A 17,456-nucleotide genomic window follows, 5' to 3' on the forward strand; every position below is an offset into this window, starting at 1 on the left:
GGGGTGAAAGATAATGATTCTAACAAAAAGTCTGCTTAGTACGGTTAGAAATTGTCCAGAGAAACTGGCTGTTGTCGACGGGCATCATCGATATAGTTATAAGGAATTAGAGGGGCGGACTGCGAAACTGAAAGAATCGTTAAAAAAATTGGGCGTGAAAAAAGGAGAGCGCATCGCCTTACTCCTGCTGAACGATTTTCGCTATCTCGAATTGATATACGGTATAACAGCAATGGGCGGTATCGTTGTGCCGCTGAACACGCGTTTTAGTTTAGAAGAAAACGCCTATGTGCTAAATGATGCAGGGGTAGAGGTTCTATACGTCAACAAAGAGTTTTTACCTATTGTTGATGAGTTGAAAAAGCGAGCTTCTGGAATCAAACATGTGATTTTGTCGGAAAACCGTGATGCCCTGGAGCTAAATGAGTACTCAGACATCCATTCGTATGAGGCCCTGCTTGATGAAGAATCCGTAGAAGAACTTATCTGCGAAGACGTGCAGGAAGAGGATGTGGCCGGCTTGTTCTATACAGGAGGGACAACTGGACGCTCCAAAGGCGTCATGTTAACACATAAAAATTTGCTGGCAAATGCACTTCATGTTGCTTTGAATCTTGAATATAAGGAAAGTGATATTTATCTGCATACGGCACCAATGTTTCATCTTGCGGATCAAGCATCTACTTTTGCGGTAACGTTAGCCGGAGGAACACACACAGTGGTGCGCCAGTTTACTCCGAAAGATGTATTGCATGTCACCGAAAAAGAACAGGTGACAGCTGTCATGTTAGTGCCCACGATGGTTAATATGCTACTTCACTTTTCAGATTTCGAGAAATATGATACGACTTCACTTCGGTTAATGGTATATGGTGCTTCACCTATGGCTACGGAACTACTAAAAAAAACCATGACAATGTTACCGGACACTAAGTTGTTTCAAGCATATGGCATGACCGAGGCATCTCCGATTCTGACTCTTTTGATGCCGAAAGATCATATTATTAATGGGGCGAAGGAAGAGGAAAAGCGTCTTGCTTCATGTGGGAAGCCGGTTCAGTTAATCGAATTGAAGGTAGTCGATGAGGAAGGCAATGATGTGCCAGTCGGTCAAGTAGGTGAATTTATCGCAAGAGGACCTAATATCATGAAGGGCTACTGGAATTTGCCTGAGGAAACGTCACAAGCTCTTCGTAATGGATGGTATTTTACTGGAGACATGGGATATAAAGAAGAAAAAGGATTTTTCTATGTCGTTGACCGAGCAAAAGACATGATCATTTCGGGTGGAGAGAATGTGTACTCTGTGGAAGTGGAGCAAGCACTATCAGCTCATCCAGCTGTGTTAGAATGCGCGGTATTTGGTGTACCTCACGAGCAGTGGGGAGAAGTTGTCAAAGCTGCTGTTGTACTAAAACAGAATACTGCTGCGACAGAAGAGGAAATTCTAGCTTCTATTCGTCCAAAAGTTTCAAATTATAAAGTACCAAAATCGATTGAATTTCTATCGGAATTGCCAAAAAGCGGAGCAGGTAAAATATTGAAGCGCGTGATACGAGATGAATATTTAAATCAACAAACTACAACATGAATCAGTTTGGAAAACTTGTCTTAGCATTAGACCTCGTTAAAGGAGGAACAATTTGGTGTCTACAGTTATTACTAGATTTAAAGATGGAGTTTATGAAATTGAGTTAAATCGGCCAGATCAGTTAAACGCTGTAAATTATGAATTAGTATCAGATTTAGCTGCGGCGGTAATGGAGGCTAAAAATAATCAGAACATACGAGCAGTCTTACTATATGGAAACGGAAGGGGTTTCTGTGCGGGTGGTGATTTGAAAGACTTTGGAATCGACACCACTGATACAGTTGCAGTTAAAGAGTTTTTGCAAAAAGGGCATGAGGCAATAACGGGTATTTATAATATGGAAAAGCCTGTTGTTGCAGCGATTCATGGCCCGGCAGTTGGAGCAGGGTGCAATATTGCTTTTTGTTGTGATTTGATCGTTGCGGATGAAAGTGCCATATTTTCAGAGATTTTCGCAAAAGTAGGAGCAATCCCTGATATGGGGGGATTGTATTTCCTTCCACAAAAGATTGGCATGCATAAAGCCGCGGAGTTGGTGTTCACTGGCAAGAAAATAACGGCCCATGAAGCTTTTGAATATGGCTTGATAAACGAAGTTGTTGCTGATGGAACAGCTGTGGAAAAAGGTAGAGCACTTGCAGTTTCATTGGCAAAAGGTCCGACAAAGTCATTAGGTATTGCCAAAAAAATTATGCACCAAGCTACACACGCATCCTTGGAAAGTGTTCTAGAAATGGAAGCGTATGGCCAATCTATTGTATTTCAAACAAGAGATTTCACAGAAGGAAGAGCAGCTTTTGTAGAGAAGCGAAAAGCTGAGTTTCTTGGATATTAAATAATTGAATGGGTGGGATTAAAATGACAGAAGTGGTAATTGTAGAAGGGGTACGAACAGCAGTAGGTAGAAGAAAAGGAATGCTTTCTAGCTATAGATCAGACGAGCTAGCAGCAGTTGTACTTGATGAACTTGTGAAACGTACAGGTGTAAATAAGGCTGAAGTCGATGATGTTATTTTAGGATGTGTAACACAATCAGGAGAACAAGCTGGTAATATTGCGCGAACAGCAGCACTAATTGCGGGGTTCCCAATTCATGTGCCGGGTGTCACGATTGATAGACAATGTGGATCTAGTCAACAGGCAGTCCATTTTGCTTCACAAGCTATTGCTTCAGGTGACATGGATATCGTCATTGCTGGAGGAGTAGAAAGTATGACACGAGAACCTATGTTTTCGAATATAAGAGAAGCAAAACCAAGCGAGAAATTAACTGCAAAATACGAGATTATAAATCAAGGATTGTCCTCGGAACGAATGGTTGAAAAGTGGAATTTAACACGTGAGGAGCTTGATCAATATTCATCAGAAAGTCATAAAAAAGCATTTGAGGCAATCGAAAATGGGCATTTTACAAAAGAAATTGTTCCAGTAGATGTTCAATTAGAAAATGGGGATACAATGAGCTTCGCGATTGATGAAGGACCTCGAGAAGGGTCTACTGTAGAAGTTTTAGGTGAGTTGAAGACTGTTTTTGATGAGAATGGAACGATCACGGCAGGTAATGCAAGTCAGATGAGTGATGGAGCTTCAGCTGTTCTTCTAATGTCTCGCGAAAAGGCAGATATGCTTGGTTTGAAGCCAAAAGCCCGTATAGTTGCTAGAAGTGTTACAGGATCAGATCCAACACTAATGTTAACTGGACCAATTGAGGCGACCAAAAAAGTGCTTTTAAAAGCAGGTCTTACAATAGATGAAATAGACACATATGAAGTAAACGAAGCATTTGCGCAAGTTCCATTAGTTTGGTTGAAAGAGGTAGGTGCCAACCCTGAAAAGTTAAATACTGATGGTGGGGCAATTGCACTTGGTCATCCATTAGGAGCTACTGGAACGAAGCTTTTAGTGACTTTGATGAATCGATTAGAACGCACAGGTGGCCGCTACGGTTTACTTTCCATTTGTGAAGGAATGGGTATGGCAAATGCGACTATTATTGAACGTATAGAGTAAGGAGGGATATTTATGACGAGATATAGATTTGAAACAGAAGAGCATGAGATGTTCAGGGAATCGCTTCGAAAGTTTCTACAAAAAGAAGCTGCACCTTTTTATGATACGTGGGAGAAAAATCGAATAATTCCAATTGCGTTTTGGAAGAGTCTTGCTGAGATGGGCTTTCTATGTCCCCAAGTAGAAGAGGAATATGGTGGTCTTGGTTTAGATTTTAGCTTTAATGTTATTATTTCAGAAGAGTTAGAACGAGTAGGAAGTAGTCTAGTAGGGGTAGGCCTACATAATGATATTGTTGTTCCGTATATTGAGTCATTTGCTTCAAAGGAACAGAAGAAGCGGTGGTTGCCGAATTGTGTGACGGGCGATACTATTATGGCGATTGCAATGACAGAGCCAGGAACTGGATCAGACTTAGCAAATATTCAAACGACAGCTACACGAGAAGGTGATTATTATGTGTTAAATGGCCAAAAGACGTTTATAACAAATGGCATTAATGGCAATCTATTTGTGGTAGCTGTTAAAACAAATCCGCAAGCTGAACCAAAGCATAGAGGTGTTAGCTTAATCGTTGTTGAAGATGGAATGCCTGGTTTTACTAAAGGGCGCAAATTAGATAAAGTCGGTCTCCACGCACAAGATACAGCTGAATTATATTTTGAAGATTGTAAAGTACCTGTTAGTAACTTATTAGGTGAGGAAGGTTGCGGCTTTAGCTATCTGATGCAAAAACTGCAGCAAGAAAGACTAGTTGTTGCTATTTCATCACAAATAGCTGCAGAGGATATGTTGGAGACAACGATGGAGTATATAAAGTCACGCAAAGCTTTTGGAAAATCAATATCATCTTTCCAAAATACACAATTTAAAATCGCAGAGATTGCGACAAAAATCGAACTTGGAAAAACTTTCCTTGAGTCTCTAATTGAAGAGCATATAGCTGGAAAAGATATTGTTACAAAAGTGTCAATGGCGAAATATTGGCTGACAGAATCAGCAAGGCAAATCTCCAGTGATTGTATGCAATTACATGGCGGATATGGCTATATGGAAGAATATAAGATTGCGAGAAGATATCGAGATATACCTGTCGCATCTATATACGCAGGAACAAACGAAATCATGAAAGTAATCATTGCCAAAAATTTAGGTTTATAGAGTCGATACTTATTTTTATCCATAATAAAAGAGAGCTATCGAAAATTCGTATAAATAAAATAAAAAGCCATTATTCCGATTTCACTCGAAATAATGGCTTTAATTATGAAATGAAAGAATTAGTAATTGGAGCTAGTTCGTAAATTGAGCAGCACTCATACCAGCAATTCGCCCAGTTACAAGTGCAGAAGTAATATTATAACCACCTGTATAACCGTGGACATCTAAAATTTCACCACAGAAATAAAGACCGAGTTTCTTTTTAGAAGCCATTGTTTTTGGTTCAATTTCTTTTACCGATACGCCACCACCAGTAACGAAAGCTTTTTCTAGTGGTTGTGTACCATTTACAGTCATTTCAAATGATACTAATTCTTTTGCAAATAAACGTGTTTTCTCTGCAGCAAGGTCAGCACCGATTGATTGTGCGTCAAGACCAGCACGCTCTAAAAGGAATAATAGCCAGCGCTCAAGTACAATACCTTTCCACACGTTTTTCAATGCTTTTTTCGGCTCATCTTTTGCCAGTTTAAAGAGCATTTGGAATGCAGATTCTTCGTTGTAATCCATTAATGATTGAATGCGAATAGTAACTGGGTTACCACCGTTTTTCTTCATTTCTTTTACGACGAATTGGCTACAGCGTAAAATGGCAGGTCCACTTAAACCGAAGTGGGTAAAAAGCATGTCCATTTGATGTGTTACTAAAGGTTTGCCTTTTTTGTTTAGCACGGAAACAGCTACATCACGTAATGCTAATCCTTGTAGTTCGCGAAGGCGGATGAAGTTTTCGTTAGAAAGTAGAGGAACTTCTGTTGGATAGAGATCTGTTACAGTATGACCGGCCTTCTCAGCCCAAGGATAGCCATCTCCTGTCGAGCCAGTTTGTGGTACAGCTTTACCACCAACTGCGACTACAACTGCATTTGACCGTATTTCTTCACCATTTGCTAAGCGTACACCTAGAATTTTGTCATCATCCATTAATAATTTACTAACGGTTGTACTTAATCGAACATCTACTTTTAAGCGATGTAATTCGTTAATCATAGCATCTACAACGTCTTGCGCACGATTGGAGACAGGGAACATACGCCCATGATCTTCTTCTTTTAGAGCGACGCCTAAGCCTTCAAAAAAGGCAATGATATCTTCGTTGTTATAAACAGTAAACGGACTATATAAGAATCGACCATTTCCTGGGATATGTTTGACAATTTCTTCAACAGGTAGGCGATTTGTGACATTACAGCGACCGCCTCCTGAGATAGCTAATTTCTTACCTAATTTTGTTCCTTTTTCAAGCAGTAATACTTTCTTTCTTTCATTGCCAGCAGCGATTGCGGCCATTAGGCCCGAGGGACCCCCACCGATTATTATGACGTCATACATATATGTGAACTCACTTTCTTTTTATATTTATTATACATGATTTAAATAAACTATTTGAGTAATTGTTCTTTGAGTTGTAAACTATCATTTAGGTTCATTAGATTTACGAAGAATGGAAGGGTTGTATGTCATCATTAATGAAAAGCACTGCCATTTTGACCATTGGCATGTTTTTATCGAAAGTACTTGGCCTCGTTTACGTATTCCCGTTTTACGCCATCATAGGGCAAGAAAATGTTGCGTTATATTCGTATGCCTACATTCCATATACAATAATGCTGTCGGTGGCGATTTCAGGCGCACCAATTGCAGTTTCAAAATTTGTATCGAAATACAATAGTATAGGTGATTATGAGTCAGGGCGAAAACTTGTGAAGTCTGGTTTAATTATAATGACAATCACTGGTTTTTTATCCTTTTTAGTCCTTTATTTATTAGCAACGCCGATTGCACATTTAGTTATTAAAGATGAAGAGCAAGTTTTTTCTGTTGCTCAAATAGCATCAGTTATTCGCTGGGTTAGTTTCGCGCTTATTGTCGTACCATTTATGAGTTTAGTTCGTGGTTTTTTCCAAGGTTATGACCATATGAAACCAACTGCTATTTCACAATTGATTGAGCAAATTGTGCGTATTATTGCGCTATTAATAGGATCTTTTTTAATAGTGAAAGTATTTGGTGGATTAGCAGAGACAGCTATTTCGTTTGCGGTGTTCTCTGCATTTATCGGAGCACTGGGAGGGCTAGTGATTCTCTATTATTATTGGAAACGATTAAAACCGGAGTTTGATTTGAAGCTTTCTCAAAGTGTTTCTTCTGGTAAGTTATCGTATAAAGAAATTTATTCCGAAGTCATTCGTTATTCCATTCCATTTGTATTTGTTGGGGTGGCAAACCCACTATTCCAGTTAGTTGATATGCTAACATTTAATACAGCTATGGGGAACATTGGTTTATCGAGTGTAACGGATTTATATTTGAGTATGTTGAATTTTACAACGCATAAAATTGTTATAATTCCAGTCATGCTTGCAACAGGTTTTTCGATGGCTTTAATACCAACAATTACAAAGTATTTCACAAACAGAGAGCATACACAACTTATTCAAGCGATGGATAAAACGTATCAAATTTTATTATTTGTCACTTTACCAGCTGTAGTTGGAATCTCAATACTGTCTAAAGATATTTATCATTTGTTATATTCAAATGATGCAATGGGTGCGAGTATTTTAGCAGCATACGCACCAGTAGCGATTTTATTTGCCTTTTTCCAAGTGACAGCAGCCTTATTACAAGGAATCGATTATCAAAAGTGGATTGTCTTTAGTTTATTAACAGGGATTTTAGTAAAACTTATCGTCAACATACCACTGATTGAAGCATTCCAAGCAAAAGGTGCAATCATTGCGACAGCGATTGGCTATACTGTATCAATCGCCATCAATATGGTCGTCCTGAAAAAAGCGTTAAATTACAAATCATTTGTTGTTATTAGACGTTCAATCTTGATTACTATTTTAACTGCCATAATGGCTGTTACTGTTATCATCGTCCATAAATTATTATTGTTAATGGGTGTAGCAGAAACAAAATGGCAAGCACTACTATACTTAACGATTTGTGCAACAGTTGGAGTCGTTGTATACGGATATTGTTCTCTAAGAGTTGGCTTAGCCCAAAAATTATTAGGGGAACGAATAACAAGAATTTCACGAAAGCTTGGCATGTAGGAGGAAAAAATGCGCTTAGATAAATTATTATCCAATATGGGCTACGGTTCGCGTAAAGAAGTCAAACAGTTACTGAAGATGAAAGCAGTAACTGTTGACGGCGAAGTAGCAAAAGATGTATCAAAACATGTAGACCCTGTAAAACAAAATGTGTCAGTACTAGGAGAGCGTGTGCATTATCAAGAATTTATTTATTTAATGATGCACAAGCCACCGGGTGTAATTTCAGCAACAGAAGACTTGCATGATCAGACAGTTATCGATTTATTAGACCCTTTTCATGCACATTTTGAACCGTTCCCTGTAGGACGTTTAGATAAAGATACAGAAGGTTTACTGTTAATCACAAATGACGGTGGATTGACACATAACTTATTGTCACCGAAAAAGCATGTTCCGAAAGTGTATTATGCGCAAATTGATGGTGAAGTAACAGATGCGGATATTGAAGCGTTTTCTAGAGGAGTAATGCTAGAAGATGGCTATATGACAAAACCTGGTGAGCTAGTTATTTTAAATGCTGGACCTACTTCTGAAATTGAATTGACGATTTCAGAAGGAAAATTCCATCAGGTGAAGCGTATGTTTGAGTCGGTTGGGAAAAAGGTGACGTATTTAAAACGTCTTTCCATGGGATCATTAAAATTAGATGAGAAATTAGAACTTGGTGAATACCGCGAGTTAACTGAGGAAGAATTAAATAGCTTAAAATCTTAAAACAAAAAGAATGACCAAGCGACGCAGCATGGTCATTCTTTTTTTACATGTAATAAATTTAATAGTGATTTTGAAAAGACGTTTTTGCAATCAGCATGATAAATCTAAATAAAGGCAAATGTTAACGTCTTGTTCAACGAAAAGCGTGAGATCTAACTCGTCGAATGGTTCTATGATGTCATTTTCACTTTTTTACGCGTCGTTGTCCAGTTACCTCGACTTGGGCTTTCCACCAAGTCATTAAAGGCTAACACATTCAAATCTCTTTGAATGGTGCGAGGAGTAATACCGAATTCATCGACTAAATCTTGTGTAGTTACAGTCCCATTACTAAGAATGTACATATACACATCTTTAATACGATTGAGCATCCGATCAGTAGTTGGTTTCAAAGTTGAACCACTCCTTCATCTTAATTCTCATGGCAAAGACTAGCGGACGATAATATGCGATGTATTTCAGGCTTTTTTTCTTTTGCCTTAGACATCCCCTTCTCTTAGTTGATCGTCAGAATATGATTGTCTGACAATTCAATTATAACGAAAAATATTATACTTTTCCAACATTTTGTTTGAATTTACAAAGTTGTAACAGTATGTTCACAGTCATTTACGAATTATTTTGTGGTTTAACTGGAAAAATGTTCGTGTATTTCCTGGTCCTATGTTATTTCTATCTTCGAAGTAAGTAAGCGTGTAAAATGGATTTATGAAAAGCGTAAGGAGGAACGAATTTGAATTGGTTAAAACAAGCTCAAGAAAGACAAGACGAATTGATTAAAGAATTGCAGGAATTAGTACAAATTGAAAGTGTTTTAGATGAAACAACAATTACAGCAGAAGCACCTTTTGGTGAAGGTCCATTAAAAGCTATGAAATGGCTATTACAAAAAGGCGAAGAGCAAGGGTTAACGACAAAGAATATCGATAATATGGCAGGGCATATTGAAATGGGACAAGGTGATGAGTTAGTTGGAATCCTTTGTCATGTTGATGTAGTACCTGCAGGGAGTGACTGGCTACATCCTCCGTTTGGTGGTGTTGTAGAGGATGGTAAATTATTTGGACGAGGGGCAATCGATGACAAAGGTCCAACAATGGCTGCTTGGCTCGCTATGAAAATGGTGAAGGATGCAGGGGTTCAACTAGATCGTCGAGTACGATTAATTATCGGCTCTGATGAAGAAACTGGGTTCCGTTGTGTAACTCGCTATTTTGAAAAAGAAGAAATGCCTACTTTAGGATTTGCCCCAGATGCTGATTTTCCAATTATTAATGCTGAAAAAGGAATAGCTGTATTAGTATTTAGCCAACAGCAAAAAATGGCTGAAAACGAACAATTAATTTCTTTCAAAGCAGGGCATCGTACGAATATGGTGCCTGATAATGCAGAAGCCGAAATTCAAAATGTATCTGCTGATTTTGAAGCAGCATTTCAAGCATATTTGCAACAAGAGAGCTTACAAGGTGCGATTGAAAAAGTATCTAATGTGTTTATTGTTTCTATTAAAGGGAAATCTGCTCACGCAATGGAGCCAAATGCTGGTGTGAATGCAGCAGTAAAATTAGCAGCATTCTTGAATACACAATTAACAACTTTAGGATCAAAAGAATTTGTACAGTTCTTAGTAACTGCATTTGGTGAAGAAACGCGTGGGCATGCTTTAGGACTAGATTTCAATGATGATATGTCTGGTGATACTACACTTAACGCAGGGGTAGTATCATTCGAAGCGGGGAAAGGTGGAGAAGTGCAAGTAAGTTTGCGCTATTCTGTCACTTATCCATATGATGAAAAAATAACTGCAGCTCAACAACAGCTTGCTAAAAATGGATTTGCGTTAGATATAGCAGAAAACTCAGCTCCTCATTATGTAGATGAGAAAGAAGAGTTAATCCAGAAACTAATTAAAGTTTATGAGCGTAATACTGGGGAAAAAGCCGAGCTATTATCAATTGGTGGTGGTACTTACGCACGTGAATTAAAAACAGGTGTAGCTTTTGGTATGCTATTCCCAGGTGAGCCTGATATCGCACACCAGGCAGATGAGTTTGTTGTAGTTGAAAACTTAGTGAAGGCTGCTGCTATTTATGCAGATGCAATTGTCGAACTTGCAACGAAATAAGATTTACCTTTTTTGAAGTGAAAAAGTATAGTACACTAAATATTAACCCCTTTCCTAATATTTGGATGGGGTTAATTGTATATTATACTCAACATAAAGGAGATTTTAGATCAATGCTTAATGTTAAGAGAATAAGTATTTTATTTGGAGCAACAGTTCTATTTTTTAGCTTACTATTATACATATCTAAAGATGCAGTAAATGCAGCAGATCAAGAGGACAAGCCTGTATACATCGTTACTCCTTTATCAGATCCAATCAATGAAAATTATATAAACTATTCCACATATACTAGTGAAACGATGCAATATTATATGTTACGTTCATATCTAGAAAAACTAGAAAGTACGGGTGGCGGAACACTGATTTTGAATGAAGGTACATATACAGTTACAAACGCACTTTATGTACCATCTAATGTAACGATTGAATTTGAAGATGGTGTTAGAATAATTAAAGGAACAGATACGGGTTCTAGCATGAAACCAGCTAAATCTATATTCCAATTTGTGAGACCTTCTAAAGCAAAAGAAGATGATGCGTTTGGCAAATTTAAAGGGGAAAAGAATATTTCCTTAATCGGTCATGGTGAAGTAACAATCGATATGGATTATGATCTTGCGGCAATCTCCATTATTATGGGGCATAACCAAAACATAGTTGTAGATAATATTACGTTTTTAAATATGTACTCAGGACATTTTATTGAATTGGATGCTTCAAAAAACGTAGTTGTGAAAAACTGTACATTTGACGGCTCTAGAAACTATCTAGGCTATAATAAAGAAGCCATCAACATTGATACACCAGATGCAAAAACAAGTGGTTGGAGCCAAATTTGGAGTAAATTTGACGCTCAGCCAAATTTCAATGTAGTCATAGAAAACAATAAATTTAATCTACTTGACCGAGCAGTTGGAACACATAAGTATTCAGGCGGGAAATACCATGATCGCATTATTATTCGAAACAATGAAATTTCCAATACACGTTCAGATGCTATTCGTGTAATGAACTGGTCAAACTCAGTTATTGAAAATAATACAATTTCAAATGTAAATGAAGGTAATTTACGTGGTATTTTAGCAAGTGGTGCGGTAAATCCTACTTTCCAAAATAATGTGTTTACTAACGTAAGCCGTGCAATGCAATTTATTGTTTGGCAGAATAATGGACCAGGGGAAGAATATGAAACTATTTTCAATGATTTAAGTGAAGCGAATAAAAAAGCATTAGCTATGAACAGTGGACATAACATGAAAGAAGATTATATACGAATATCTAATGAAGAGTTTAAAAATTACTTAAAACCAGAAAAAGTATATCTAAAAAAATAATACCACTAATTAATTTTAACCCCTAAAAGTGCAATGAAGTATATTTATTCATTGCGCTTTTTTGATGATTGTGATAAAAATGAGGCAGATAACTAAGAGTAAAATATGTGTAGAAACAACTTGAGGAGATGCTTGAATGACAACAATGCTTTGGAATGACCGTTTGGTTAAAGAGGAAGAAATCAAACTTTCTATAGAAGATCGTGGCTATCAATTTGGTGATGGTGTGTATGAAGTTATTAAAATTTATAACGGCTCAATGTTCACAGTAACTGAGCATATTGACCGTTTTTATGAAAGTGCTGAAAAAATTAATATAGTGATTCCGTATACAAAAGATGTTCTTCATAAAATGGTATATGATTTGATTGAAGCCAACGAAATTGTTAATGGCTATGTCTATTTTCAAATTACTCGTGGTTCTTCACCTCGTGCTCATGCATTCCCGACACCTACGCCTGAACCAGTCTTCATCGCTTATACAATGAAAGGTGAGCGTTCAATTGAAAAGTATGAAAAGGGTGTAAAAGCTAAATTTGTAGAAGATATCCGCTGGTTACGTTGTGATATTAAAAGTTTAAACTTACTTGGTAATGTGTTAGCAAAAGAAGCTGCACAACAAGCAGGTTGCTACGAAGCAATCCAACATCGTGGCGAAATTGTAACTGAAGGTTCTTCTTCAAATATGTATGGTATAAAAAATGGTGTACTCTATACACATCCAACTAACAATTTAATCTTAAATGGGATTACTAGAAGAGTAATAATGTCCCTTTGTGAAGAAATAGGTTTATCTGTTATAGAAGAAGCATTCACAACAGAGCAAGCATTAGACATGGATGAATTCTTTATGTCTTCAACAAGTTCTGAAATTACGCCTATTATTCAAATTGATGACAACATTATTGCCAATGGGAAACCAGGTGAATGGACTAGAAAATTACAAGCTGCTTTTGATGCACGTATACAGCAGTTAGGGTCCTTATAATTTTACAAAATATAGAGATAGAGGGGGCGAAATCAACGCCTTCTCTATTTTTTTTTCTTTACGTCATGTAGAATGGATAGATAAAACAGTAGAAATAATCCTGCTTTTGAACGAATTTATTTTAGAAGGGAAGCATATAATGGCGCAATTAGTTAAGCTACAAGATTATATTTCACGCTATCAAATTGATTTAAAACGCTATCCGTCTCAATTTGTGCGATTAAAACAGATTCAATGGGAACGTATGAAAAAGGAATGGGAAACTGGTGCTGAAATAGAGCAATGGGAGCATGAGTCTGAAGAATTAGAAAAAAAGCAACGTAATCCGTTTTTTAAAAAGGTATTCTCTTTCTCTCTTAAAAAGAAAGATGAAGCTTTTATGCAAGAGGAGTTTGTGCAAAATGACGAATTACAAGAGGAAGTTAGTCTAAGTCATGGCGTAACAGATGAGGAAGACATTCCAGAGGAAATAATGACTTTGGATTTTGAACCAAATATTCTTTATCGACCACAAACGGCTGAAGAATTAAAGCGAATGTATATTGATCAGTTATTTCAATTTCAATTAAAGTGGGCTAGTTCAACTTTAAGAGAAAAATCATATGTTGAGCCAAGATATCAACGTGATTCGTTATTACGAGCATTGACTCAAAATCTTCCAGATAGTTATTTGTTATTCTACTATCCGATTCTACAATTGAAAAAAGCACCTATTGAGATGGGGATTATTTTATTAACACCAACTAATTGTCTTTGTATTCAAGTTCTTGAAGAGGAAGAACGAGCTTCATTTATCGGTAGCGGAGATCGCTTTTGGTTGAAAAAAGTAGGTACAACAGACAAAAAAGTGTTAAGCCCATTGATTAGTTTAAATCGTATGGAATCTATATTGAAACAATTGTTTGCAAATGATGAAATTGATATACCAATCCATAAAATTGTCTTATCACGAAATGGCTATATCGACTATCCAGGTTCGGCATATGGTATTCAATTTATCGATAAACGCAAATTTCCAGAATGGTTTGCCCATTTAAAAAAGAACCCATCTCCTATGAAGCATATGCAGTTTAAAGCTGCACAGTCTATATTAAATACAGTGCAAACAACATCATTCCATCGTACGAATTGGGATACAAAGATTGAGGAAAAGGATATGGATCAGTGAAAGTTGTTTTTATTATTAATGAAAAAGCTGGAAATGGTACTGCTAAGAGGAAATGGAGCCAACTAGAAAAGTCCTTGCAAATCTCGTATCAAATAGAGTTTACAGCTTACCCGGGTCATGCAACCGAGATTGCAAAACGTTATGCTAATTCAGCGATAGTGCGATCAGAAAAGTATTTATTGATAGCGATTGGTGGAGATGGAACAGTTCATGAAGTTGTACAAGGTATTTTAGAGAATGAAGAAGTACGTATTGGAGCAATTGGAGCAGGTTCTGGAAATGACTTTGGAAGAGGATATGAAACATTTAAAACAGCAGCAGAAATAAAAACGTATGTTGAGCAACATAGTGATGGTCAGTTAATGGATATCGGTACTATGCAAAGAAATGTCGATACATATTATTTTGTTAATAACGCAGGAATTGGCATCGATGCATATATAGCCAAAGAGGCGAATGAATCGAAGCTTAAACAATATTTTAATATTCTTCGTTTGGGGAAACTGACTTATATTTATTTTTTGTTTAAGGCATTACTAAATTTTAAAACATTTTCTGCTAAAGTTATACATAATGGAAAAGAAAAAGTTTTTGAAAATGTATGGCTTGTTGTAGCTAGTAATCAGCCATACTTTGGTGGTGGAATGAAAGTCTCGCCATATTCTATTCCAAATGATCAACATATCGAATTGACAGTTGTTTATCAAATCTCTCGTTTAAAATTATTGTTTCTATTTAGTACTGTCTTTTTGGGTAAACATACAGGATTAAAAGCAGTTCAGCAATATTCTGCTAAAGAATTCGAAGTAGAAATTCAAAACGAGGTTATGGTTCATACAGATGGAGAATTTGCTGGTAAGACTAAGGAATATGAGTCGATTCACTTTGGCGTAATCCATCAAGCTTGGCAATTGGCAAGAAAGTCTTCTTGACGAATGGAAAGCTTTCTTTAATAATGAGAAGTTGAACAGTAGAAATAACAGAAATGAGGAAAACAATTGAGACTTCGACATAAACCATGGGCTGAAGAATTTATCGCTAGTCACCCAGACATCGTCGTTCCAAATCCTGAAGAACAAAAAGGTAAATGGAATGAAGTATTCCAAAACGACAATCCATTGCATATTGAAGTAGGAACAGGTAAAGGACAATTTATCACTGGTATGGCGCTTGCTAATCCAGAGATTAACTATATCGGTATTGAGCTTTTTGACAGTGTTATCGTAAAGGCGGTTGAAAAAGTACAAGCTGCTGGTCAGCCATCTAATTTACGATTATTAAAAGTAAACGGTTCAGATTTAGAAAAGTTTTTTGAGAAAAACGATGTTGACCGTTTATACTTAAACTTCTCTGATCCATGGCCAAAAACACGTCATGCAAAAAGAAGATTAACACACGCTGGTTTCTTAAGTATTTATGAGAATATCTTACCTGATTTCGGTGAAGTACACTTCAAAACAGATAACCGTGGCCTATTTGAATACTCTTTAGTGAGCATGTCACAATATGGCATGAAACTTGTTTATGTCTCTTTAGACTTACACAAAGAAATGCCTGAAGATAATATTATGACTGAATACGAAGAGAAATTCTCTGCAAAAGGTCAACCTATTTATCGCGTGGAAGCACAATTCCAATTACCAGAAGAGAAATAATGGATTTTGAAAATGCAGGAGCTTATATAAAGCTTCTGCATTTTTTGTTTGTGAAAATGGAAAAGGATAGAAAAAATAGAACAACTTTTTTGTACATGTTACAATTTATATGAGGGAATATTCATTTTTATATAAAAATAGAAATGCTAGAACCTTAATTTTAAACAAGGGGGAAAAGGAAATGGATCAATTTAAATTTCATGATATGACATTAACATGGCTCAAAGGGGGAACCACTTTTTTAGATGGCGGAGCAATGTTTGGGGTAGTGCCAAAGCCACTTTGGTCACGCAAGTATCCAGTTAATGGAAATAACCAAATTGAACTATCGACAGATCCAATTCTTATTCAGTATCAAGGCAAGAATATGTTAGTCGATACAGGTGTTGGAAACAACAAGTTTACTGAAAAGCAGTTGCGAAATTTCGGTGTGACAGAGCAATCATTTATCGATGATGGTTTAGTTGAGATGGGATTACTATCTGAAGACATCGATTATATACTTATGACACATTTACATTTTGACCATGCTTGTGGCTTAACAAAATGGGAAAAGGACAAACTGGTACCAACTTTCCCGAATGCTAAAATCTTTGTATCACAAGTTGAATGGGATGAAATGCGCGAACCAAATATTCGTTCAGCTAATACGTATTGGAAAGAAAATTGGGAGCCAGTGCAACATTTAGTTAAACCTTTTACAGATAAATTAGACGTATTACCTGGGGTTGAAATGATTCATACAGGTGGCCATAGTAATGGGCACAGTATTATCAAGCTAACGCAAAATGGTGAGACTATTCTACATATGGCGGACATTATGCCAACACATGCTCACCAAAATCCACTATGGGTACTAGCGTACGATGACTATCCAATGACATCAGTTTTCGCGAAAGAAAAGTTAATGAAGGAAGCTTTAGAAAAAGGCTATTGGTTTAGCTTCTATCATGATGCACACTATCGCCTCATTAAGTGGAATGAGACAGGTAAAGAAGTAATCGGAGAATTGAAACGTACAAGAGAAGAGATGAAAGAAGAGACTGTCCTTAAAGGATAATTCTTTTCCTTTTCATTATTGTAGGTATCTCTGAGCTGGAAGGTTGGCTCATGAGATACCTTTTTTGTGTGAAATAGGAGAGTAGTCAACTACGGAAGAGAAAATTACGTTTGTATTTTATAGGTTTAAGAATGAAAAAAACTCCTCTATAACGAGGAGTTTTAGAAGAACTTAAGGATTAAACGCGTACTAAGTCAATAATCGAGCCTGTTTTCGCATCAGCAGCGAATTCGAAACTTTGCGTTTCCCCATTATGAACGCGAGAAATACCGCCTTTATACACAGGGATTTCGAGGTTTTCTTTTTTGAAAACTTCTGGTTCCATGAAAATCCATGACCCATCGATAGGACCTTCTTGTTTAAATAAGTTTTTAATGTCAGACAATACTGAATTAGCGGGTTTGTTTGGATAAATTTTTTCGCTAGCTTCTTTAATTACATAAGCAGCAGCAAGTCCTGTTGCAACACCAAGTAGGAAATCACGTAATTTCATAGATCATTGCCTCCCTAAATTTCATA

Annotated in this window: 16 protein-coding genes; 13 read left to right on the forward strand and 3 right to left on the reverse strand. The window is 36.8% G+C overall.

The genetic code is table 11. The annotated features are described in order from the left end of the window. Window positions 1–13: 13 nt before the first annotated feature. The 4 genes from AC3IS5_RS04430 to AC3IS5_RS04445 are packed head-to-tail and all read left to right on the forward strand — an operon-like array spanning window position 14 to window position 4,762. Window positions 14–1,591 (forward strand): long-chain-fatty-acid--CoA ligase, encoded by a 1,578-nt coding sequence (locus AC3IS5_RS04430; RefSeq protein WP_489426720.1) that lies wholly within the window; start codon window positions 14–16, stop codon window positions 1,589–1,591. Between the two features lie 55 nt (window positions 1,592–1,646). Further along, window positions 1,647–2,426, forward strand: coding sequence for an enoyl-CoA hydratase/isomerase family protein (locus tag AC3IS5_RS04435; RefSeq protein ID WP_489426721.1), 780 nt, complete (start codon window positions 1,647–1,649; stop codon window positions 2,424–2,426). Window positions 2,427–2,449: 23 nt separating this feature from the next. Next, window positions 2,450–3,601, forward strand: a complete 1,152-nt coding sequence (locus tag AC3IS5_RS04440; protein ID WP_489426722.1) for a thiolase family protein — start codon at window positions 2,450–2,452, stop codon at window positions 3,599–3,601. 12 nt (window positions 3,602–3,613) lie between these two features. Continuing rightward, window positions 3,614–4,762 (forward strand): acyl-CoA dehydrogenase family protein, encoded by a 1,149-nt coding sequence (locus tag AC3IS5_RS04445; protein ID WP_489426723.1) that lies wholly within the window; start codon window positions 3,614–3,616, stop codon window positions 4,760–4,762. Between the two features lie 132 nt (window positions 4,763–4,894). Here the strand turns inward: AC3IS5_RS04445 and AC3IS5_RS04450 are convergent, their stop codons facing one another. After that, complete coding sequence (locus AC3IS5_RS04450; RefSeq protein WP_489426724.1) at window positions 4,895–6,154, reverse strand: BaiN/RdsA family NAD(P)/FAD-dependent oxidoreductase; 1,260 nt, start codon at window positions 6,152–6,154, stop codon at window positions 4,895–4,897. A 125-nt stretch (window positions 6,155–6,279) separates the two neighbouring features. Here AC3IS5_RS04450 and AC3IS5_RS04455 point away from each other — a divergent pair, with 125 nt between their 5' ends. Both AC3IS5_RS04455 and AC3IS5_RS04460 read left to right on the forward strand, forming a co-directional pair. Then, entirely contained in the window at window positions 6,280–7,887 is a 1,608-nt protein-coding gene (locus tag AC3IS5_RS04455) for a putative polysaccharide biosynthesis protein (protein WP_489426725.1), read from the forward strand. Between the two features lie 9 nt (window positions 7,888–7,896). Further along, the gene (locus AC3IS5_RS04460) at window positions 7,897–8,604 is read left to right on the forward strand and encodes a pseudouridine synthase (protein ID WP_489426726.1); all 708 of its coding nucleotides are present in this window, start codon (window positions 7,897–7,899) and stop codon (window positions 8,602–8,604) included. 170 nt (window positions 8,605–8,774) lie between these two features. Here the strand turns inward: AC3IS5_RS04460 and AC3IS5_RS04465 are convergent, their stop codons facing one another. Further along, a complete protein-coding gene (locus tag AC3IS5_RS04465) occupies window positions 8,775–8,996 on the reverse strand; it encodes a DeoR family transcriptional regulator (RefSeq protein WP_038187960.1) in 222 nt (73 codons plus the stop codon). A 341-nt stretch (window positions 8,997–9,337) separates the two neighbouring features. Between AC3IS5_RS04465 and pepV the strand changes: the two genes are divergently transcribed. The 7 genes from pepV (at window position 9,338) to AC3IS5_RS04500 (ending at window position 16,937) form a co-directional block, all read left to right on the forward strand. After that, window positions 9,338–10,729: a dipeptidase PepV gene (pepV, locus tag AC3IS5_RS04470; RefSeq protein ID WP_489426727.1), complete on the forward strand. Its 1,392-nt coding sequence runs from the start codon at window positions 9,338–9,340 to the stop codon at window positions 10,727–10,729. Window positions 10,730–10,842: 113 nt separating this feature from the next. Beyond that, window positions 10,843–12,066: a right-handed parallel beta-helix repeat-containing protein gene (locus tag AC3IS5_RS04475; protein WP_489426728.1), complete on the forward strand. Its 1,224-nt coding sequence runs from the start codon at window positions 10,843–10,845 to the stop codon at window positions 12,064–12,066. Between the two features lie 136 nt (window positions 12,067–12,202). Then, a complete protein-coding gene (gene dat / locus AC3IS5_RS04480) occupies window positions 12,203–13,054 on the forward strand; it encodes a D-amino-acid transaminase (protein WP_489426729.1) in 852 nt (283 codons plus the stop codon). A 139-nt stretch (window positions 13,055–13,193) separates the two neighbouring features. Continuing rightward, the gene (locus AC3IS5_RS04485; protein ID WP_489426730.1) at window positions 13,194–14,222 is read left to right on the forward strand and encodes a nuclease-related domain-containing protein; all 1,029 of its coding nucleotides are present in this window, start codon (window positions 13,194–13,196) and stop codon (window positions 14,220–14,222) included. Beyond that, a complete protein-coding gene (locus AC3IS5_RS04490) occupies window positions 14,219–15,154 on the forward strand; it encodes a diacylglycerol/lipid kinase family protein (protein ID WP_489426731.1) in 936 nt (311 codons plus the stop codon). The genes AC3IS5_RS04485 and AC3IS5_RS04490 overlap by 4 nt, the downstream gene beginning before the upstream one ends. A gap of 66 nt (window positions 15,155–15,220) precedes the next feature. Then, window positions 15,221–15,877, forward strand: coding sequence for a tRNA (guanosine(46)-N7)-methyltransferase TrmB (trmB, locus tag AC3IS5_RS04495; protein WP_193740751.1), 657 nt, complete (start codon window positions 15,221–15,223; stop codon window positions 15,875–15,877). A 181-nt stretch (window positions 15,878–16,058) separates the two neighbouring features. After that, entirely contained in the window at window positions 16,059–16,937 is an 879-nt protein-coding gene (locus tag AC3IS5_RS04500) for a YtnP family quorum-quenching lactonase (RefSeq protein ID WP_489426732.1), read from the forward strand. Between the two features lie 178 nt (window positions 16,938–17,115). On the opposite strand, the gene AC3IS5_RS04505 is transcribed toward AC3IS5_RS04500, so the two are convergent. Beyond that, a complete protein-coding gene (locus AC3IS5_RS04505; RefSeq protein WP_489426733.1) occupies window positions 17,116–17,430 on the reverse strand; it encodes a hypothetical protein in 315 nt (104 codons plus the stop codon). Between the last annotated feature and the right edge of the window lie 26 nt (window positions 17,431–17,456).

This window comes from Viridibacillus sp. KH_047 (assembly GCF_057838945.1).